At 72.2% G+C, this 20,557-nt stretch carries 16 protein-coding genes; 11 read left to right on the forward strand and 5 right to left on the reverse strand.

The annotated features are described in order from the left end of the window. Positions 1-746 precede the first annotated feature (746 nt). From ACFWBB_RS21445 to ACFWBB_RS21465, 5 genes are all read left to right on the forward strand, one after another. Positions 747-1,079, forward strand: coding sequence for a MerR family transcriptional regulator (locus ACFWBB_RS21445; RefSeq protein WP_385274641.1), 333 nt, complete (start codon positions 747-749; stop codon positions 1,077-1,079). Between the two features lie 69 nt (positions 1,080-1,148). Beyond that, on the forward strand, positions 1,149-1,952 hold the full coding sequence (locus ACFWBB_RS21450) for a hemolysin III family protein (protein ID WP_385274644.1): 804 nt from the start codon (positions 1,149-1,151) through the stop codon (positions 1,950-1,952). 234 nt (positions 1,953-2,186) lie between these two features. Next, entirely contained in the window at positions 2,187-3,425 is a 1,239-nt protein-coding gene (locus ACFWBB_RS21455; RefSeq protein WP_385274647.1) for a PP2C family protein-serine/threonine phosphatase, read from the forward strand. 239 nt (positions 3,426-3,664) lie between these two features. Further along, on the forward strand, positions 3,665-4,777 hold the full coding sequence (locus ACFWBB_RS21460) for an AI-2E family transporter (RefSeq protein WP_385274650.1): 1,113 nt from the start codon (positions 3,665-3,667) through the stop codon (positions 4,775-4,777). A 173-nt stretch (positions 4,778-4,950) separates the two neighbouring features. After that, positions 4,951-5,493 (forward strand): NADPH-dependent FMN reductase, encoded by a 543-nt coding sequence (locus tag ACFWBB_RS21465; RefSeq protein WP_385274653.1) that lies wholly within the window; start codon positions 4,951-4,953, stop codon positions 5,491-5,493. A gap of 37 nt (positions 5,494-5,530) precedes the next feature. Here the strand turns inward: ACFWBB_RS21465 and ACFWBB_RS21470 are convergent, their stop codons facing one another. Then, positions 5,531-9,409, reverse strand: a complete 3,879-nt coding sequence (locus tag ACFWBB_RS21470; protein WP_385274656.1) for an amino acid adenylation domain-containing protein — start codon at positions 9,407-9,409, stop codon at positions 5,531-5,533. Between the two features lie 359 nt (positions 9,410-9,768). Between ACFWBB_RS21470 and ACFWBB_RS21475 the strand changes: the two genes are divergently transcribed. Genes ACFWBB_RS21475 through ACFWBB_RS21495 form a run of 5 tightly spaced genes read left to right on the forward strand, consistent with a single transcriptional unit; the run spans position 9,769 to position 15,328 of the window. Further along, the gene (locus ACFWBB_RS21475) at positions 9,769-10,716 is read left to right on the forward strand and encodes a PLP-dependent cysteine synthase family protein (protein WP_385274659.1); all 948 of its coding nucleotides are present in this window, start codon (positions 9,769-9,771) and stop codon (positions 10,714-10,716) included. A 5-nt stretch (positions 10,717-10,721) separates the two neighbouring features. Further along, positions 10,722-12,029 (forward strand): ATP-grasp domain-containing protein, encoded by a 1,308-nt coding sequence (locus ACFWBB_RS21480; protein ID WP_385274663.1) that lies wholly within the window; start codon positions 10,722-10,724, stop codon positions 12,027-12,029. Further along, complete coding sequence (locus tag ACFWBB_RS21485) at positions 12,026-13,312, forward strand: acetyl-CoA carboxylase biotin carboxylase subunit family protein (protein WP_385274666.1); 1,287 nt, start codon at positions 12,026-12,028, stop codon at positions 13,310-13,312. The genes ACFWBB_RS21480 and ACFWBB_RS21485 overlap by 4 nt, the downstream gene beginning before the upstream one ends. Next, a complete protein-coding gene (locus tag ACFWBB_RS21490; RefSeq protein WP_385274669.1) occupies positions 13,309-14,622 on the forward strand; it encodes an MFS transporter in 1,314 nt (437 codons plus the stop codon). The genes ACFWBB_RS21485 and ACFWBB_RS21490 overlap by 4 nt, the downstream gene beginning before the upstream one ends. Positions 14,623-14,659: 37 nt before the next feature. Further along, on the forward strand, positions 14,660-15,328 hold the full coding sequence (locus ACFWBB_RS21495) for a TRM11 family SAM-dependent methyltransferase (RefSeq protein ID WP_385274672.1): 669 nt from the start codon (positions 14,660-14,662) through the stop codon (positions 15,326-15,328). A 15-nt stretch (positions 15,329-15,343) separates the two neighbouring features. Here ACFWBB_RS21495 and ACFWBB_RS21500 read toward each other — a convergent pair whose 3' ends face one another. After that, positions 15,344-16,774, reverse strand: a complete 1,431-nt coding sequence (locus ACFWBB_RS21500; RefSeq protein WP_385274675.1) for a multicopper oxidase family protein — start codon at positions 16,772-16,774, stop codon at positions 15,344-15,346. A gap of 140 nt (positions 16,775-16,914) precedes the next feature. Then, positions 16,915-17,403: a PhzA/PhzB family protein gene (locus ACFWBB_RS21505; RefSeq protein WP_385274678.1), complete on the reverse strand. Its 489-nt coding sequence runs from the start codon at positions 17,401-17,403 to the stop codon at positions 16,915-16,917. A gap of 296 nt (positions 17,404-17,699) precedes the next feature. On the opposite strand from ACFWBB_RS21505, the gene ACFWBB_RS21510 reads away from it, so the two are divergent. Beyond that, the gene (locus tag ACFWBB_RS21510; protein WP_385274681.1) at positions 17,700-18,800 is read left to right on the forward strand and encodes a methyltransferase; all 1,101 of its coding nucleotides are present in this window, start codon (positions 17,700-17,702) and stop codon (positions 18,798-18,800) included. Between the two features lie 60 nt (positions 18,801-18,860). On the opposite strand, the gene phzG is transcribed toward ACFWBB_RS21510, so the two are convergent. Next, on the reverse strand, positions 18,861-19,583 hold the full coding sequence (phzG, locus tag ACFWBB_RS21515) for a phenazine biosynthesis FMN-dependent oxidase PhzG (RefSeq protein ID WP_385274684.1): 723 nt from the start codon (positions 19,581-19,583) through the stop codon (positions 18,861-18,863). Then, positions 19,576-20,415, reverse strand: coding sequence for a PhzF family phenazine biosynthesis isomerase (locus ACFWBB_RS21520; protein ID WP_385274687.1), 840 nt, complete (start codon positions 20,413-20,415; stop codon positions 19,576-19,578). Before ACFWBB_RS21520 ends, phzG begins: the two co-directional genes overlap by 8 nt. Between the last annotated feature and the right edge of the window lie 142 nt (positions 20,416-20,557).

The raw sequence follows: 20,557 nt of genomic DNA on the forward strand, positions 1-20,557 counted from the left end.
TCGATGCCGATTACCTCTCCACCGGACACGCGGAAATCTATGTTGGCTGGAGTAGACATTGGGCGGTGTCGTGGTTATGGTTTCTCTCGTAGCCCAGAGAGACGCAGGGCCCGGCAGACACGAACTGCCGGGAAGCAGTACCGCAGTTGCAGTCGCAGGACGGTGCGGTGGTGGAGTTTCGAAGCCAGGGTTGTTGCAGGACGGCGACGGGACTGACGACCGGACCGGGTGGCCCGCAGTGATCAGGGGCCGCCGTGAGCAGTACCGCAGTGGCAGTACCAGCAGTACCCAGCAGTGAGCAGTACCTCGGTGAAGGCGTCGGCTGCGGGCGCGCGCACCGGGAGGTTCGGCAGTGGGGTTCCAAGCCAGAGCAGACGCAGGACGGGCGAACGGGGCTGGCTGCCGAAGAGTGGCGCTGTGACAGGCCACCAGTAGTTCGCATCACCAGCAGTACGCAGTAGAGCAGTACCGGCAATGAGGGAATGAACGGAGGAAGTGGACGCCATCAGGATCGCCCGGGCGGAAGTCTTGAGTCCGGGTACCGCAGGACATCGATAGTGAGGTGGTCTCCGGTCGAGCAACCGCGATCCCAGCATTCCCGGCAGCCTTCGGGCCGGGTGTGCGGTGACAGAAGGCCGGCGCAGCAGTAGGGCCGGCAGATGGTGTAGCAGTTCCTTCGGGCCCTGGCGCCGCACGGCGCCAGGGCCCTCCACGCGTTCCCCTCCACCCGTATACAGAGAGGTCAGATGACAGCAGACGACTCCTTCGGCCGGCTCGACGACGATGACTACCCCGCCTACACCATGGGCCGGGCCGCCGAGATACTCGGCACCACCCAGGGCTTCCTGCGCGCCATCGGCGACGCCCGCCTCATCACCCCGCTGCGCTCCGCAGGCGGACACCGCCGCTACTCCCGCTACCAGCTGCGCATCGCCGCCCGCGCCCGCGAACTCGTCGACCAGGGCACCCCCATCGAGGCCGCCTGCCGCATCATCATCCTCGAAGACCAACTCGAAGAAGCCCAGCGCCTCAACGCCGAACACCACCGCACCACAACCCCGCACACAGCCGGCGTCTGACCCACAGTCATGACGCCGCGCCGGACCGGGCCGGGCCGCACTCTTCCGCCGATTTGAGAATACGAGCGCATGATCGCCGAAAATATCCAGCCGCCGGCCCACGGACGGCAGTCCCCGCCCCGCCCCGGCACCACCCCCGACGCCCTGCGCACTCCGGCGGTTGATGCGCCTGCCGGCACCACCGGCCGGTCGGCTGCCGGGCAGGCGGCCGACGCCCTGGAAGGCGGGGTGGAGCGCGCGGCGGCCGCGCTGAAGCCGAGGTTGCGCGGCTGGCTGCACGCCGGCGTGTTCCCCCTGGCGCTCGTCGGCGGGATCGTCCTGATCGCCGTTTCCCGCACGGCCGCGGCCGTGGCGGCGTGCTCGGTGTACGCCGTCTCGGCCTGTCTGCTGTTCGGTACCAGCGCGGTCTACCACCGCGGGACGTGGGGTCCGCGCGGGGAGGCGGTCCTGCGGCGGCTGGACCACGCGAACATCTTCCTGATCATCGCCGGCACCTACACCCCGCTGGCGGTCCTGCTGCTGCCCGAAGGCCGGCAGCGGGTGCTGCTGGCCGTGGTGTGGGCAGGCGCACTGGCCGGCATCGCCTTCCGCATCCTGTGGATCGGGGCCCCCCGCTGGCTGTACACCCCGTGCTACATCGCGCTCGGCTGGGTGGCCGTCTTCAACCTGCCCGACTTCGCGCGCACCGGCGGCACCGCGGTCGTCGTACTCGTCATCGCCGGCGGCCTGCTCTACACCGCGGGCGCCGTCGTCTACGGACTCAAACGCCCCGACCCCTCACCGGCCTGGTTCGGCTTCCACGAGGTCTTCCACACCCTGACCATCGCCGCCTTCAGCGCCCACTACACCGCCATCCTCCTCTCAGCCGCATAACCGCGTGCGCAGCATGCCGAAGCGCAAGGCTCGGGAGAGGCTGGCGCGGCGGGCCCCGGGTCCCGTGGTGCAATGTGGCCTGTCCGGTGCCGGGCTCGGTACAGGTCTTGCGCGCCTTTCGGGGCGTAGTCCTGAGCGTCATCGAGCAATGAAGGAGTCGTTGTGACCGCAAGAGGGCCGGACGGCGGACGGGCCTCTCGTCCTGCCGGGGACGAAAACGGCCGGGGCAGGGCGATGACTCTGGCGGGGACGCTGGAGGCGGCGGAGGCCGCGGCGCCCGTGGAGTCGCTCGACGTGGTCGCGCGCATGCTCAAGGAACGCCTCGGGGCGGTGTCGGTGTCGTTCCTGATCACCGACTTCACCGGCAGTTCTGTCGTACGGCTGGGGGCGGCGGGCAGTGTCGACACCATTGAACCCGCCCGGCGCATCCCGCTGCGGGGCACCCTGTACGACGACGTGATCCGCACCCAGCGGCCGGGCGTGGAGGACAAGGGCGAGGGTGCGCTGGTGCGGATCGTCGCCCCGGTGACCAACCGCGGGGACGCCATCGGGCTCCTCGAACTGTTCCTGCCCGCGACGCCGGACGCGGAGGTGATGCGAGAGATCGGCGACACCGCGCACGCGCTGGCGTACCTCGTCATCGCGAACCGGTCCTTCACCGACGTGTACCAGTGGGGACGCCGGACCAAGCCGCTGAGTCTGGCCGCGGAGATCCAGCACCGGCTGCTCCCGGCGTCGCTGGCGTGCGAGGCGGCGCAGTTCGCGGTGGCCGGGGCGCTGGAGCCGGCCGACCATGTCGGGGGCGACACCTTCGACTACGCGATCGGCAGGGACACCGTCCAGCTCTCCGTCACCGATGCCATGGGGCACGATGTCGAGGCCGCGCTGCTGGCCACCCTTGCGGTGGGCGCCCTGCGCCGGGCCCGGCGGGCCGGTGCCGATCTCGCCGAGCAGGCCCGCCAGGCAGACCAGGCCATGCGCGAGCACGGCCACAAGGGCTACGTCACCGGCCAGCTCCTGCGTATCAGCCTGCTTGACGGCAGGACCGAGTTCATCAACGCCGGGCACCCCTGGCCGCTGCGGATGCGGGACGGCCAGGTGCGGGAGATCACTCCCACGGTCGATATGCCGTTCGGCTTCGACGCCCCTCATACCTACCGGGTCCAGTCGCTGGACCTGCGTCCGGGCGACCGGCTGGTGATGCTGACCGACGGCATGCTGGAGCACAACGCAGGCAACGTCGATCTGTCCGACCTGATCGTGCGCACCCGCGCACTGCACCCCCGCGAGGCCGCCCGCACCCTCATCGCGGCGATCGTCGACGCCAACGACGGCCACCTGCAGGACGACGCGACCGTCATGTGCCTGGACTGGCACGGCACCAACCACTCCCAGCGGGACGCCGCCACCGGAGCCGACCTCACCGACGCCTCACGACCCTCCAGGACAGGACGCACCACTCCCGGGCAATGACTCTGCGGGCGTGTGCGGAGGAAGGCGTGGGGCGTCCCGTACCCGCGCCCTGTGCCGACCGGCACCGGACAGCGGACAGCGGTTCAGCGGTTCTCGAACACGGCGATGGTGTCCGCGTCGAGGAGATGCGGCGTTTCTGCTTCCGCGAGCATGAGGGCGGCGATTCCCGCTCTCCAGGAACGGTGTACACCCTGTGAGCGGTGATACCGGTGTGACTTGAGTACCCATAGGGTGCATCCGTGACTGCCACCTTGAGTTCCACAAGAGCCCGCGCCGCGCTTCGCACGTCGGCGCGTGCCTCCGCGGAGTTGCTGCTCATATGCCTGATGCTCGCGGTGACTCTGTGGATCCTGGGCCGGATGTGGTCGGTCGTCTGGCCGCTCGTGGTCGGTCTGCTTCTGACCACACTGACCTGGCCACCGACCCGTTTCCTGCGTCGTCGCGGGTGGAAACCCGCCCTCGCCGCATCGGTCGTGACGGTGCTGTTCCTCCTGGTCGCCCTAGGTGTCGTGGCGCTGATCGCGGTACCGGTGGCATCCCAGTCCGGAGAACTGACCGACGGCGTCGTCGAAGGCATCCAGAAGTTGCGCGAGTGGGCCGCCGGGCCGCCGTTGAACATCGGTGACGCTCAGATCAACAAGGCCTTCGACACCGCGGTCTCCCGCGCGCAGGACGGCCTCGGCAGCATGGTCGGCGCTGTCGTCATGGGAGTGAGCACCGTGGTGAACGGCTTGGTCACTGCCGTCCTGGCCCTCTTCCTGATGTTCTTCTTCCTCAAGGACGGCCCGCGGTTCCTGCCGTGGCTTGCCCATCAGCTGCCCGGTCGGCTCGCCATCGACGTCCCGGCCGTGGCCGCGCGTGGCTGGGACACCCTGGGAGCGTTCGTGCGTTCCCAGGCGGCTGTCGGCCTGCTCGACGCCGTCCTGATCGGTCTGGGCCTGTGGGTTCTGGGGGTCCCGCTGGTGCTCCCGCTCGCGGTGCTGACCTTCGTCACCGCGTTCGTGCCGATCATCGGTGCCATGTTCGCCGGTCTCGTCGCGGTTCTTATCGCGCTGGTCTCCAACGGCCTGACGGACGCCCTGATCGTGCTGGCCATCATCGTCGTGGTGCAGCAGCTCGAGGGCAACGTCTTCCAGCCCATGATCCAAAGTCGTGGGCTCGGCCTCCATGCGGCAGTGGTCCTGCTGGCGGTGACGTTGGGCGGCAGTCTGGCCGGCATCGTGGGCAGTCTGCTCGCAGTACCGATCGCCGCGCTGATCGCGGTGGTCTGGAACTATGTGCGCGAGCAGCTCCGAGAACCGTCGCTTCCGGGGACCGACGAGTCGGACGCCGGCGCCGCCGTCCCGTCCTAGAGCTCCTTATGTGCGGCCCGGTCGCCGTCTCCGGTGGCCCGTGGGCTGACGGCTCTGGGCGTGGTGATCGGTGTACGGCGGGCAGGCGAAGAACTCCGGCGCTGCGCGCCTCCGGGCCCGAGGATCGCATTCCGCCCGGCCTGAAGGCCGGGATTCCCTGCGAAGATCAAGGGATGAAAATCCTGGCGCTGTGCGGAAGTCTGCGCTCCGGCTCGTTGAACGCGTCCGTCCTGCGTTCGGCCGTCGGTCTGTGCGAGCCGTCGTGGAAGCTGACCGTGGAACCGGATCCGGGGCGGCTGCCGTTCTTCAACGCGGATGTGGAGCAGTACGCCCTGCCGCAGGTCGTGGCGGAGCTGCGGGCCCGCGTCGGCGCCGCCGACGGCCTGCTGATCTCGACTCCCGAGTACGCGCACGGCACTTCGGGAGTGCTGAAGAACGCGTTGGAGTGGCTGGTCGGCGGAGGCGAGACCGCCGGTCTGCCCGTCGCCCTGATGAGCGCGTCGCCGGCCGTCACCGGAGGCGACCGCGCGCAGGCCTGGCTGAGCGAGACGCTGACCGTCATGGGGGCCGACGTCCTCGAGGACGGCTTGAAGATCCCTCAGGCGACGCGCAAGGTGCGTGACGGGCGGGTCGTGGACGAGGCCACCCTCGCCGGGATCAGGGAACTGCTCGGGCGCCTCGCCGAAGTGAGCGAGGCGAGGCGCGCCGCGGCGTGAGCGGCCCGCACCGCGGGCCCGGGCGGTGCGCGGGGCGTCAGGGCAGTCGCGGTGGTGTCGTGCGGGCGATGACCTTGGCGAGTTCGTCCACGCCCGGATCGCGGAGCATCGCGTAGTGGTCGGCGTCCAGGGCGACGAAGGAGGGGGCCGGGGCGCCCGCGGGGCCCGGTCCGCGTTCGAGGAACGACTCCTCGTCGCCGCGCGCCGTGACCACGGTGACGGGGGCGGCCAGCCGGCGGGGCTCGGGCTGCCAGCCGTACGTCGTGCACGCCACGTCGATGACGCGCCGTACCGTCGCCGCGTCCAGGGCGGGCAGGCACGAGGTGACGAACCTCGCGAAGCTCTCCTCGTCGTCTGTCTCGCGCAGGCACGCGGCCTGCAGGGGGCCCGAGACGGTGCCGGCGAAGACGGAGAGCAGGATCGTGCGGAAGGTGTCGTCGGTGAAGTCGGCGCGCGGGGCGGTCCACGACGGCGGCCCCGGTATCCGCGGTGACCCGGGTGCGAGCAGCAGCAGGTGCTCCACCCGCTGGCCGGCCTGTTCCAGTTGCCAGGCCGCCTCGTAGGCGACGCGCGCCCCGAAGGAGTAGCCCCACAGTGTGTACGGGCCGGCCGGCCGGTGCCGGCGCAGGGCGGCCACGTCGGCGGCGGCCATCTCCCGCAGGGAGGCCAAGGGTGTTTCGCCGGCGTTGAGGCCGTGCGCCTGGACGCCGTGGACGGGGCGTGGCGGGCCGCCGGCCGCGCCGCAGCGCTCGGCCAGCAGGCGCAGGTTCATGGGCGAGCCGCCCAGTCCGGGCCAGCAGAAGACGGGCGGCAGGGTGCCTTCGCTGTGCAGGGGCACCAGGCGCGGGGAGGTCCGGGTGCCGCGGGCGCCGTCGATGCGCAGGGCGAGTTTCTCCACGGTGGCCGCCTCGAAGAAGACCTGGACGGGCAGCCGGACGGCGAACTCGCGGTTGATCCGGCTGACCAGGGCCACGGCGATCAGTGAGTTGCCGCCGCGGGCGAAGAAGTCGTCCTGGACGGAGAGGACGTCGCACCTCAAGGCCGCCTTCCACAGATCGCACAGCCGTCTCTGGGTGCGGGTGCGCGGCGGTACCGGCGGCCGGTCGTCGGCGGCCAGGGCGGCGTCGGCGCGGGCGGTGAGGGCGTGGGTGTCGATCTTGCCGTTGGCGGTGTGGGGCAGGCGGTCCATGACCAGGATCTGGTGGGGCACCATGAACTCGGGGAGGAAGCCGAGCAGGTCGTCCTTGATCAGCTCGGCGGGTCCCTTCATGTGGGCGGTGTCCTCGTTCATGCCCTCGTGGGTGAGCTGTTCCCGGCTGATCCTGCCGCCCACGAAGAAGTAGGAGGGGCCGGTGGGCCGGCGGTGGCGGGTGAGGATCGCGTCGATCTGCCGGGCGGCGGGCAGGTCGTGCCCGGTGCGGGAGCTGTAGCCGGCGGACATGAATCCGAGGTGGCCGGTGTTGGCCTGCAGGTGGTGCAGGAACCGGCCGAGGTCGATGTAGCGGCGCCAGTCGGGGCCGGTGCGGCTGACGGCCGTGACGGCGAAACCCGCCTGCTGGTAGGCATGCTGGTTGATGGCGATGACGTGCCGTTTGAGCACGATCTCGTCGCTGACGTGCCGCAGCTCTCCGTCGGCGCAGTGGTAGAGCCCGCCGGGCAGGCCCATGCCGCTGCCGGGGTGGATCTGGACGTAGACGTCGACGTCGGCGAAGTAGTCGGGCGGGGCGTACGGGGCCAGGGTGTAGGAGCCGAGGTAGTGGTCCTCGGGCGGGCAGTCCAGCAGGCGGCGGTTGGCGGGGTCGAAGGCGGCGGCGCGCAGGCCGAGTCCGTGGGCGGGCAGGATCTCGTCGAAGAGGCCGAGCATGTGGCCCGTCTCGATCTCGAGGACCTCGCGGATGTTGTTCCTGTAGACCGGTTCGACGGCCTGGTTGCGGCCCAGGAAGTGCAGCCGGATGCCGGGGGGCGCGACGTCTCTTTCCGGGCCGGCGACGCGGATCAGCCGGTGGCGCAGGGGGTGGTGGTAGTACACGCCGGGTGCGAGGCCGGCGGTGTCGCCGGTGCTCTCCACGTAGAGCTGTGTCGCGTACAGCGAGCCCGGAGAGGCGTAGGCGTACTTCGGCAGGAGCCGCTCGTCGCTGCGGTAGGGGCCGAACTCGCGCAGCAGGGTGCCCAGTTCGGTGAGGGTGAGCTCCTTGGGCTCGCGCGGGGCGGTGGCGCCGGCGCGCCGGGCGAGTGCGTTGAGGAGGTCGCGGGGCGTGGGGGCGCCGCCGTCGTAGGAGCGGTAGGTCTTGCGGGTGAAGGCGCGGGCCCGCTGGTGGGCCGAGGGTGTCGCCCCGGGCAGGTCCACGGCCGGGCGGCCCCGCAGGGCGGCGTCCTCGCGGACGCCCGCCTGGGACAGCTGGGCGCGGACCTGGAGGCGGGACTTCTTGGACAGGTGGTGCGAGCCGTGGCGTCCCTGGTCCATCAGCGCGGCCTCGCGGGGGCTGAGTTCGATGCAGGCGACCAGGTTCTGGTGCCGGGTGCGCGGGTCCTCGCGGACCAGGACGGCGGCGTTCTGCACCCAGTCGTGGGCCTCGATGGCCAGGCGTATCTCCTCCAGTTCGATGCGGAAGCCGCGCAGTTTGACCTGGTTGTCGGCCCGGCCGGCGAACTGCAGGGTGCCGTCGGCGTTGCGGGAGGCGAGGTCGCCGGTGCGGTACAGGCGGTCGTGGGGTGGCGGATCGCCGAAGGGGCTGGTGACGAAGCGCTGTGCGGTCAGGTCGGGGCGGTGCAGGTAGCCGCGGGCCAGCTGGATGCCGCTGATACAGAGCTCGCCGGTGCGGCCGGGGCCCACGGGGCGCAGGCCGGCGTCCAGGATGTGCAGGCGCAGACCGCCGACCGGTGTGCCGATGGGGACGGACTGCGGGCCGTCGCCGTCGCGGGGTGGCGCCTTGTCGGCCAGGTCCCGGGGGACGGTGAAGGAGGAGGCGTTGATGGTGCATTCGGTGGGTCCGTAGAGGTTGATCAGGGCGCAGTGCGGCAGGGTCTGCAGGCACTGCCGGGCCAGGGTGCGCGAGAGGGCCTCTCCCCCGCTGAAGATCTGGGTCAGGGAGGTGCACCGGGGCAGGTCGTCGCTGTCGAGGAGTGCCTTGAGCAGGGTGGGCACGCACTGCAGTGCGGTCACCTGGTGGGCGGTGACGGTTTCGATGAGCCGGGCGGTGTCGCGGTGGATGCCGGGTTCCCCGATCACCACCTTGGTGCCGCACGCGACGGCCAGGATCTCCCACTGGGCCGCGTCGAAGCTGATCGGTGTCTTGTGCAGCACGGCCGTGCCGGCGCCCAGGTGGTGGCGGGCCGAGAGCCACCGCAGCTGGTGGACGACGGCGCGGTGTTCGATCATGACGCCCTTGGGTTTTCCGGAGCTTCCGGAGGTGTAGATCACGTAGGCCAGGGAGTCGGGGCGCGGTCCTTCGGCGCTTTCGCGGGGGGCCGGCGCGCTGTGGCGCCGGATGTGTTCCCCGACGTCGCGGGGGGTGACGACGGTGACGTGCGCGGGCAGGAGTGCCGCCAGGCGGTGGGCCAGTCCGAGCTGGGTGTAGACGACGCGGATCCCCGAGTCCTCGATCATGTGGCGCAGGCGTGCGTCGGGGTAGTCCGGGGAGAGCGGAAGATACGCGCCGCCCGCGCCGAGGATGCCCCACACACCGGCCATCAGCTCCAGCGAGGCGTCGACGAAGAGGCCCACGCAGCTGCCGGCGCGCACCCCGAGGCGGCGCAGGCAGTCGGCGGTGTCCCGGCCGGCGTGCGCGAGTTCGCGGTAGGTCAGGGTGCGGTGGCCGCTGACGACCGCGGTCTCGTGCGGGCGGGCCCGGGCCTGCTGCGCCAGCAGGTCGGTCAGGCATGTGCTGTCGGTGTCCGGGTCTATGGCCGCAGCCATGGAACCTCCCTGGCTCGAATCCCTGTCGTCACTTAAGGCCCAGGTGGCTGGAAACCAGAGGCTGTCCTGAACGGCTTGGGTGGTGTTCAAGGCCCGGTGGAGGATGGGCGGAGCCTTGAGGCTCGCTCGAGAGCGGCTGGTGGCGCCGACAACTGGCCTTGCCTGTATGCCAGTTACGCTCGTACGTTCTGCACAGGGCCGGTGTGCCGCCGAGGCGGGCGGCAGTGACGTGTGCGGTGGGCAGCCGCGCGAGGGCCGTCGCGCGGCTGGATCGTCGCCCTGCCCGGCCGGGTCCTCAACCACCGCTTCCCGGCAGGCCCGTGCCCAGACCGGCAGCAAAGAGCGGAGAACCCATCGCCATGCCCCACGCCCCTGACGGCGCCGTCGCCGAGTCCTTCGAAGACCTGGTCGGCGACACGCCGATGCTGCGGCTGCGCCTGGCGGGGCTGCCCGCCGACGCGCGGGTCCTGGCCAAGCTGGAGTTCGCCAACCCGTTGTCCAGCATCAAGGACCGGGCCGCCCTGTACATGCTGCGCGCGGCCGAGGAGGCCGGCGAGCTCGCGCCGGGGACCACGGTGATCGAGTCCACCTCGGGCAACACGGGTATCGCTCTCGCCTCGCTGGCCGCCGCGCGCGGCTACCGCTGTGTCATCGTGCTGCCCGACAACGCCTCCCGGGAACGGGTGCTGACGCTGCGCATGCTGGGCGCGGCCGTCGAGTTCACCGACAGCGGCCTGGGCTTCGCCGGCTGCGTCGAACGAGCCGAGAAGCTGCACGCCGAGATCCCCCGCTCCTGGTACGCCCGCCAGCACGAGAACCCCGCCAACGTCCGCGCCCACTACGACTCCACGGGCCCGGAGATCTGGCGGGCCGCGGGCGGTGCGGTCGACTACCTGGTGTGCGGCGTCGGCACCGGCGGCACCCTCACCGGCTGTGCCCGCCGGCTGCGTGAGCACAACCCGGAGCTGAAGGTCGTCGCGGTCGAGCCGGCCGGTTCGGCGCTGCTGTCCGGGGGCGCGCCCGGACCGCACCGCATCCCGGGCCTGAACGGCGGGTTCACCAGCCCGGTCACCGACATCACCCTCATCGACGAGGTGATCGTCGTCGACGACGAGGACGCCGCCGCCACGACCCGCGCCGTCGCCGCCGCGACCGGCCTGCTGGTCGGAATCTCCTCGGGAGCGGCGGCCTACGGCTGCGTCGAACTCGCCCGCCGCTTCGATCTGTCCGGCCGGACCGTGGCGACGGTCTTCCCCGACAGCGGCGAGCGGTACCTGACCTGGTGGCCGCAGGCCGGGCAGAGGTGACGGCGATGGCCACCGCACGCACGGTGCTGCTGGTCGGCGCCACCGACGAGACCGTCGCCAAGGCCGCACGGCTGGGCCTGCGGGTGGTGCTGGTGCAGCACCCCACCAAGGTCAGTGACGAGCAGCGGCGCCTGGCCGAGACGGTCGAGGTCACCGACTACACCCGGTGGGATCTCCTGGAGCCCCTCGTGCACAGGCTGCGCGAGCGGCACGGCTTCACCGTGGCGCTCTCGCTGACCGAGCCGGGCCTGGAGAACGCGGCCCGCGTCAACGACCTGTTCGGCCTCGGCGGCACCCCCCACGCGGTCGTCCGGCGCTTCCGCGACAAGCAGGTGATGCGCCGCCACCTCGCCGTGCACGACGGGGCCGCCGCCGTGCGGGCGGCGCCGCTGCGCGGCCGCGGGGACCTGGCCGCGTTCGGCGCCCGCGCCGGCTACCCGTTCGTCGTCAAGCCGACCGACGCGACGGCGAGCATCGGCGTGCAGCGCGTCGCCTCCCCCGGGGACACCGGGCGGGTGTGGGAGGCGGTGCAGTGTCTGGTGGGCACCAGGACCGACCGCGTCTCCACCCTGTTCGTCCTGCGGGACTTCCTGATGGAGGAGTACGTGGACGGGCCGGAGTTCAGCGTGGAGTCGTTCAGCTTCGCGGGCCGCCATGTGATCGTGGCGATCACCGAGAAGTTCACGGACCCCGCGCACTTCGCCGAGCTCGGTCACGCGCTGCCCGCCCGCCTGGACGCACCCGCGCAGGACCTCATCCGCGCGTCGGTGAGCCGCTTCCTCGACGTGGTCGGCCTGCGCGACGGCGTCTGCCACACCGAGATACGCATCGGCCCGCACGGCCCGCGGATCATCGAGAGCCACAACCGCATCGCCGGTGACGCCATCCCCGAACTCGTCGAGGCCGCCTACGGCATCGATCTGACCACCCTCGCGCTGGCCTGGCCTTTCCGTCTGGCCGGCGAACTGCCCGACCGGCCCCGCGCGCACGCGGGCGCGAGCGTGCGCGCCGTGGTGGGCGAGGCGGGCACGGTCCGGGCCGTGGAAGGCGTCGCCGCGGCCAGAGAACTGGACGACGTCATCGACGTACGCATCAGCGCCCGGCCCGGCACCGCGGTGCGGCCGGTGCGCGACAACTGGGACCGGCTCGGCCTGGTCGCCGTGCGGGGCGCCGACACCACGGCCGCCGTGGCACGGGGCGCGCAGCTGGTACGGGACGTGGTCCATGTCCGTCTGACGCTGCCCGACGGCACCCCGGCGCTGGCCCGCGCGGCCACCGCCGCCGGCACCGAGAGCGCGGAGGTCTCCCTGTGAGCGTGCTGATCCTGCACCGCAACCCGCTGCGGCCCTTCCCCTACCTCGACTGGCTGGCGGGGCACACCGGCGACGTCGTGGTCCTGGCCGCGCGCGACCGGCTCGAGGGGGCCGGTGAGGCGCTGCCCGGTGCGGAGTCGGGGTTCACCCGGCTGGAGGTGTTCGACGACTTCGACGGCGCGGCGGTCGACGCCCGCGCTCTCGAACTGGCCGGCGCGTTCGCCGTGACGCACGTCGTGGCGCTGCACGAGGCCGACGTGCTGCGCGCGGCGGCGCTGCGCGAACGCCTCGGCCTGGCCGGCGCGTGGACGGCGGACGTGGCGCCCTACCGCGACAAGGCGCTGATGAAGGCCCGGGCCCGGGCGGCCGGCATCGAGGTCGCCGCGCACACGGTGGCGCACACCGCCGGCGAGGCGGACGCCTTCGCCGCCATGCACGGCTTCCCGCTGGTGCTGAAGGAACGCAGCGGCTACAACTCGATCGGGCTGCGCGTCCTGCACCACCGGGGGGACTTCGAGGAGGCCCTGGCGTCGGCGTACGCGGCCGGCGGGCGCGACGACGTGCTCGTGGAGAAGTTCGTGCCGGGCCGCATGTGCCATGTCGACGGCTATGTGGCCGGCGGCGAGGTCGCGGCGGCCTGGCCCTCGCAGTACCAGTACGACCTCGCCTCCTTCGGCTCCGACCCGGGCCCCCGGGTGGACCTGACCCTGGACGTGGACGACCCGCTCACACCCCGGCTCCTCGCGCTGGCCCGAAAGGTCCTCAGGGCGCTGTCCCCCGGCGGTTCGCGGCTGCGTGAGTACGCCTTCCACATGGAGGTCTTCCACACCCCGGACGACCGGCTCGTCCTGTGCGAGGCGGCCTGCCGGTCGGGCGGCGCGAAGATCCGCGAGGTTTTCCTCACCCTGTTCGGCGTCCATCTCGGGCAGTACGTGACCCGCGTGGAGGCGGGCCTGCCGGCCGACGGGGCGCAGGCCGGGCCGGACGGCGCCGCGCCCCGCCCGCGCTGTATGTCCGGGCAGGTCCTGACGATGAAACGGCCCGGCCTGGTGCGCCGCCTGCCGAAGGCCCCGGCCGACGACTGGGTGCGGGGTTTCTGGCTGTTCGCCCAGGAGGGCCAGGTCATCGCCCCGGCCGCCGGATCGGCGGACTTCCTGACGGCCGCGGTGGGTTCGGCGCCCACCCGGGCCGAGTGCGAGCGCAGACTGCGTGAGCTCGGCGCCCGCATCATGGCGGGCACCGAGATCGTGGCCGTGCACGACGACGCGGAGGCGACAGCGTGAGGAAACCCTCTTCCCGGGCGAAGTACATGCTGGGCATGGTGGTCGACGCCGTCGGCAGCGGCATGTACCTGCCCCTGTCGCTGCTGTACTTCCATCACGTCACCGGGCTGCCGCTGACCCGGGTCGGCGCCGTCATGACGACCGCCGCGGTGATCAGTCTGGTCAGCAACCCGGTCGCGGGCGTGCTCATCGACCGGTTCGGCGCCCGCACCGTCGTCGTCGGCGGATACCTGCTGCGCGCGGCCGGGTTCTGCCTCTACCCGCTGGTCACCGACGGCACCGTCATGTTCGCGGTGGTCCTGCTGGTCGCGTTCGGCGACATGGCCTACCCGCCGTCCATCCAGTCCTTCGTCGCGGAGATCGTGCAGGGGCGCGAACGCGACACGCTGCTGGCCGCCCAGCGCAGCCTGCGCAACGCCGGCCTGGGGGCCGGCGGTCTGCTGGCGGGCGCGGTCCTCGCACTGGACAGCGACTCGGCCTACCACGTGATCGTGCTCGGTGCCGCCGCCGGCTGTCTCGCGGCCGCGCTGTGCATCGGCTCCATCCCCACCGGCCGCACCGGCGCGCCGGGCGGGCCCCGGGCCTCCCGCGCGGGCGGCTACCGCCTGGTGATGCGCAACCGCGCGTTCCTGGCGCTGAGCCTGCTCAACATCCCCACTGCCTTCGGCTACATGATCCTGTCGGTGAGCCTGCCGGTGTACCTCACCCAGGAGCTGGACGCCTCGGACTCGCTGGTGGGTGTGCTGTACGCGGTGAACACCGCCGGCATCGCCCTGCTGCAGATCCCGGTGACCCGGGCCCTGGTCCGCTGCCGGCGCACCCGCGCGGTGTCCTCGGGGGCCGCGGTGTTCGCCCTGTCCTTCCTCGTGTACGCCGTCCTGAGCGCCCTGTCGAACGACACGGTGCTGCTCATCGGGGTGTTCGGGGCGACCGCCCTGTTCACCGCCGGGGAACTGCTGCACGGCGCGACGGCGTCGGCGCTGGTGGCCAACGCGGCCCCCGAGGAGACCCGCGGCCGGCACATGGCGGTCTACCAGCTGTCCTGGGCGGTCCCCATCGCGCTGGCGCCGGCGGTCCTGACCGCCCTGCTGTCGGTGTCGGCGACCGGCATGTGGCTGCTGCTGGCCGCCGGCGTGACGGCCTCGGCGCTGGGTGTCCTCGCCCTGGAGGACCGGCTGCCGCAGGCGGCCGTGCACCCGCTGCCCGAACAGGAACGGGCCGCGGCCAGGCAGGCGGCGGCCAAGCGGGCGGAGGCGAAGCGGCGTGGCGGGCCGCGCCGGGAACAGCGCGACGAAGGTCTCGTGCGATGACGGCGTACAACTCGGCGACGGACGGGAGAGGTTGAGCGTGGGAGTCAAGAGCTGGTGGATAGTGCCGGAAGAGGAAGCCGAGCACGCCCTGCCCGAGGGGGCCGGACAGTGCGGCCTGGTCAGCCAGTTGCGGCCGCTGGTGCGTGAACTGAGCGCCCCGGGCGATCTGGTGCTGGACCCGTTCGCCGGCTGGGGCACGACGCTCGTGGCCTGCTCGGTGGAGGGCCGGCGCGGCATCGGCATCGAGGTCAACCCCGAGCGCGCCCGGCAGGCCCGACAGCGCCTGAAGGCGTACCCGGGCCAGGAGATGCTGTGCGGCGACGCGCGCAGCCTCCCGCTCGAGGCGGACTCGGTGGACCTGGTCCTGTGCGATCTGCCGTACTTCGGAACCGGCCTGGACACGGACTCCGCCGACCCCGGCCAGATGTACGCCCTGCGCGGGTACGACGTGTATCTCGGCGCGCTCGACGAGGCGTTCGGGGCGATCGCCAAGGTGATGCGGCCGGGCGCGAGGGCGGTGATCGCCGTGCAGAACCGCCGCGTCGACGGCGTGTTCGTCCCCCTGGCGTGGGACGCGGCCCGGGTGCTGGGCCGCCATCTCACCCTCGGCGACGAACGCGTCCACCTCTACGACCGCCCGGTCGGCGGCACCGACCCCCTGGCGACGAACCGCTCGCACGAGTATCTGCTGACCGCGTCCAAGTAGCCGCCCGGCCGGTGTTCAGCCGATCTTCATGGTCGCCATCATGCCCATCGCCGAGTGGTCGAGCATGTGGCAGTGGTACACGAACTGCCCGGCGTAGGTGTCGAAGGTCGCCTGCAGCCTGACCGTCTCCCCCGGCTGGAGCACGACCGTGTCCTTCAGGCCCGATTCCGCGGGCCCGGGGGCTGCCCCGCCACGCTCCAGCACCCGGAACTGCACCAGGTGCATATGGAAGTTGTGCGCGGCCTTGGTGTTGGTGTTGGTGACCGTCCACACCTCGCTGGCACCGTGGCGGATCACGGCGTCGACGCGCCCGGGGTCGTACACCCTGTCGTCGATGTAGGCCTGCGGGTCGGCGCGGCCGTCCTCGTCCATGCGCAGCACGACGGTGCGGCCGGCCGTGGGTTCGGGCAGCGGTGGCAGGGTGCGCAGCTTGGCCGGGACGCGGGAGGGGTCGTCGGCGGTGCGGGTGACGTCGAAGCGCATCACCTGCCCGACCTGCTCGGCGGGGCCGCGGCCCGCGGTGTTCTGCAGGACGATCCGGCTGCCGACCGGGTAGCGCGAGAAGTCGATGACGACGTCGGCGCGTTCGCCCGAGGACAGGTAGAGCGACTTGACGGTGGCCGGGCCCGGCAGCAGTCCGCCGTCGGAGCCGATCTGGATCAGGTCGCCGCCGTCGGCGAGGCGCAGTTCGAAGAAGCGCATGTTGGAGGTGTTGGCGAAGCGCAGCCGGTACTTGCGGGCGGCGACCTCGAAGTACGGGTAGGGGGCGCCGTTGACCAGGAGGGTGTTGCGGTTGCGGTCGCTCATGGCGTAGACGAGCCGGCCCGTCGCGTCGAAGTCCGCGTCACGCAGGGCGATCAGCACGTCGTAGCGGCCCTTGGGCAGTGGCAGGGCGGCCTCGGTGCGGTCGGTCAGGAGGTAGCTGCCGTGCAGGCCCCGGTAGACGTTCTCCGACTCCGTGTGGTGGGCGTGGTCGTGGTACCAGAGCGAGGCGTGCGGCTGCCTGTTGGGGTAGCGGTAGACGCGGGTGTCGCCGGGGGCGATGGTGTCCATCGGGCCGCCGTCGCTGTCCGGGGGCACCGAAGCGCCGTGCAGGTGGCGGGAGATGGGCACGTCCAGGCCGTTGTGCTGGACGATGACGACGGGGCGGTTGCTGCGTGCCCTGATCGTCGCGCCGGGGAACTGGCCGTCGTAGGTGAGCAGTTCGGTCGGGAGGCCGGGCAGTATCTCCTTGGTGATCGTGCGGGTGGTGATCTCGTAGGTGTCGGTGCCGCCGTCGGTGGAGACCGGCCGGGCCACCGGTATCAGGGGCAGGGGCACCTGGAACAGCTCGACGGCCGGCGCGGCGGTGCCGGTCGGGGCGGGGGTGTCGGCGGCCTCGGCGCGGCGGGCGGCGATCAGGGGCATCAGCGAGACCCCGGTCAGGCCCGCGGCGGTGAGTGCCATGGCGGCGCCCAGGACATGGCGCCGGCCGGCCGCGGGGCGTCCCGGCTCGGGTGTGCCTGCTGCGGGTGTGCCTGCTGCGGGTGTGCCTGCCTCGGGTGTGCCTGCCTCGGGTGTGCCTGCCTCGGGTGTGCCTGACGCGTTCACGTGGGGATCCCCTCGCGCTCGATCCGCGGCACGGCGATGCCCAGCGCGCGCAGTTGCTCGAAGGGGTTCATGAACTCGCGGTTCTGCACGATCTTTCCGTCGTCGAGCGCGAAGGAGTGCAGGAAGTGGTTCTCGTAGTAGCCCTCCCGATAGCCCGGGAAGCGGATCTTTCCGTGGCCGTCGCACTCGACCCAGAAGAAGTCCGGGTCCTGCGTCTCGAAGATCTGGATGTTGTACCACTCCCAGTCGGGGAAGCAGGCGAGCGACCAGGCGCCGTGCTCGCGCAGCCGGTCCCGGCCCTTGATGATCAGGGGCCGGCCGGTGTCGTTGGTCCACAGGCCGCCGCTGCCGTGCTCGGCGAACAGTTCGTGCCGGTGCAGACGGGCCGGGCCCGTCGTGTCCGCCAGGTATTTCTCGACGGTGGCACGGTTCTTCCTGCGCCGTTCGGCGGCGTCGGTGAAGCCGTGCGGTGCCGTGTCGGCCATGGGTTCCCCTTGCGGCGCGGTAGCGGACGCGATCGGACCTGATCGGAGGCGACGAGAAGCGATCGGACGCGATCGACGGACGAGGGGAATCATCGCGGGCGGCACTCGGCGCCGGGTCGACGCACGCTCGACCCCGGACGCGCCCGGATACGCGCCCGGGCGGGCCCGCGGGTACCCGAGCGGGGCTCGAGCCGGATGCGACGCGCCGCCCGCAGACTGGGCCGCCCAGGCCGGGCCCGCGCACGAGCGGTGCGCTCCGGTACCCCGCAGGGGACGACAGAGGGGACACCTCACCGATGGCAGGCGTTCGGCACGAGGCCGCGGAGGTCTCGAAGACGTCCAGCACCGCGCACGGCACGCACCCGGGGCCGCAACCCCCCACTCCCCCGGCCGGCTCCGGGCACGTCACCGACGAGCTGCTCGAACTGTCCCTGGGATACCTGTACTCGGCGGCCCTGCACAGCGCCGCGCGCTTCAACATCGCCGACCACCTGGCGGCCGGCCCGCGCACGGCCGACGAGCTCGCCGGGGCCGCGCGGCTCAACGGCCCGCACCTGTACCGGCTGCTGCGGTTCCTGGCGACCAAGGGTGTCTTCCGCGAGGACGACGAGGGCCGCTTCCATCTCACCGCGCTGGCGCAGCCGCTGCGCACGGACAGCGAGCAGTCGCTGCGCGACTATGTCATGGTGCGCGGCGAGCCGGCCTTCTGGCAGTCGGCGGCCCAGCTCCACGAGGCGGTACGCACCGGCACCACCGCCTTCGAGAACGTCTTCGGCGTCCCCTTCTACGACCATGTCGCCGCCGATGCGGAACTGAGCCGGGCCTTCAACTCCAGCATGGCCGCGTTCTCCGAAGCGCTCAGCAACGGCGTCGTGGAGGCCTTCGACTTCTCGGCGTTCCACAGCGCCGTCGACGTGGGCGGCGGGCGCGGCGGTCTGCTGCGGGCGGTCCTGCGGCAGAACGCGCACATGACGGGCACCCTGTTCGACCTGGAGTCGGTGGTGGCCGGGCACGTCCTCGACGTCCCTGAGCTGGCCGGGCGCTGGAGCGCCGAGGCCGGGGACTTCTTCGTCCGGGTGCCGCCGGGCGCCGATCTCTACCTGCTCAAGCATGTGCTGGCCAGCTGGCCGGACGAGGCGTGCGTGCGGATCCTGCGCACGTGCCGTGCGGCGATGCCCGCGCACGGGCGGCTGCTGGTGATCAATGCCCTGATCCCGGCGGGCAACGAGCCGCACGCCGGAAAGACCGGCGACGTGCTGATGATGACGGTCCTCAACGGCCGGGGCCGCACCCGCGCGGAGTACGAGACGCTGCTGACGGCGGCGGGCTTCGCGGTCACCCGTGTCCTGGACGCCTCCTCGCACGCGTCGGTCGTCGAGGCGGTCGTGGCCGGCTGACGGCCCGGTGGCCGCCCGGCACGCACCCGGCGCGCTACTGGGCGCGGGCAGGGCGAAGGGTCAGGGCTGGAGGCGGCTGCTCCGCCAGCCGGGGCCGGTGCGGTCGTAGCGCAGCCGTTCGTGCAGCCGGTCGGTGCCGTCGGCCCAGAACTCCACCGACTCGGGGGCGAGCCGGTAGGCCGCGAAGGGCGCGGGGCACGGCAGCGGGCGCTGCGGCTCGCCGAGCGCGCGGGCCTCGGCCCGCAGCCGGTCGACGTGGCCGAGGTCCTCCAGCGGCCGGCTCTGCCGGGACGCGGTGCTCATGGCGTGGGTGAACACGGGCCGTGCGAACCAGCGGGCCTGTGCCTCGGCGTCGCAGAGCCGGCGCACGGGACCCGCCACGGTGATCTGCTGGCTGGTCTCCCTCCAGTACAGGACGCCGGACGCCCAGGGGTTCTCGGCCAGTTCGCGGCCCTTGCGGCTGTCGGCGTGGGTCAGGAAGACCAGCCCGGCGTCGGTGACCGCGGTGAGGGTCACGATGCGGGAGGAGGTGCGGCCTCGGGTGTCGGCGGTGGCCAGGGCCAGCGCGCGCGGCTCGCGCACCCCGAGGGTCTCGCCGGCGCGCAGCCAGGAGGCGAGCAGTTCCATCGGCTCGCCGGGCGGTGTGCGGAACTCGGGGAAGTCCACCTCGGTGGTGGCGGTGAGCGACTCGGAACGGGCCGAGCCCGCGCGGGACGCGGCGCCGGTGGTGGCCGGACCAGTGGTGGCCGGGCCGGTGGGGTGCGAGGGAGTTGGGTCAGACATGAAGCAGTCCTTCGAGGGCGACGACACCGCAGCCCGAGACCTCGACGGAGTCGACCCGCTCGCCCTCGCCGTGGACGAGCGCGCCCATGAGCGAGGGGCGGCCGATCTCGACGCCCTGGGTGATCTCGACGGGCCGCCCGTAGGCGCCAAGGCCGTGCCGGGCGAGGTGGATGGCGAGGGGCCCGGCGGCGGAGCCGGTGGCGGCGTCCTCCACGACGCCGTACGCGGGCGAGAACATGCGGTTGCGCCAGGAGGAGCCCGCTCCGGCGAAGCAGTTGGCGGCCAGGTCGGGGAAGCGGGACAGGGCGCGGTGGTCGGGGTCCAGCCCGCAGAGGGCGTCGACGCTGTCGAGGCCGACGAGGACGTGCCGGGGACCGTTGCGGTAGATCTCCACGGGGAGTACCGAGGCGCCCACGCCGAGTGCGTCGAGGAGTTCGCCGGTGCGGTCGAAGGGCTCCCACACGGGTACCGGCTGGCGCATCCGGGCCGAGACGACCGTCTTGTCCAGGTGCTGGAGTTGGAAGGGGACGGTGCCCATGGCGGTCCCGATCCGCAGCCGGCCCGCGCCGGTGCGGGCGGCCAGGGCGATGGCGGTGCCGAGCAACGGGTGTCCTGCGAAGGGGAGTTCGTTGACGGGGGTGAAGATCCGCACATGTGCGTCGTCACCGTCGTGGCGGGGCGCGAGGACGAACGTGGTCTCCGAGAGGTTCATCTCCCGTGCGATGCGCTGCATCTGGTGGGCGCTCAGGTCGTCGCCGGTGAGGAACACCGCGACCGGGTTGCCGGTGAGGGGTTGTCGCGCGAACGCGTCGACGACGACGTAGGTGTGCATCGGCTTCTCTCGTTCGTCGCGGAAAAAAAAGTGGGGTGGCCTGCGCGCCGGCCAGGCACCGGTCGGGTGCCTGGTGCGGCGGCAGGGGGGTGCGTGCCGTTGCGGACACCGGTCGGGTGCCCGTCGGGCGGCCGCGGCCGGG

This window comes from Streptomyces sp. NPDC060000 (genome assembly GCF_042737375.1).
Lineage (GTDB): Bacteria > Actinomycetota > Actinomycetes > Streptomycetales > Streptomycetaceae > Streptomyces.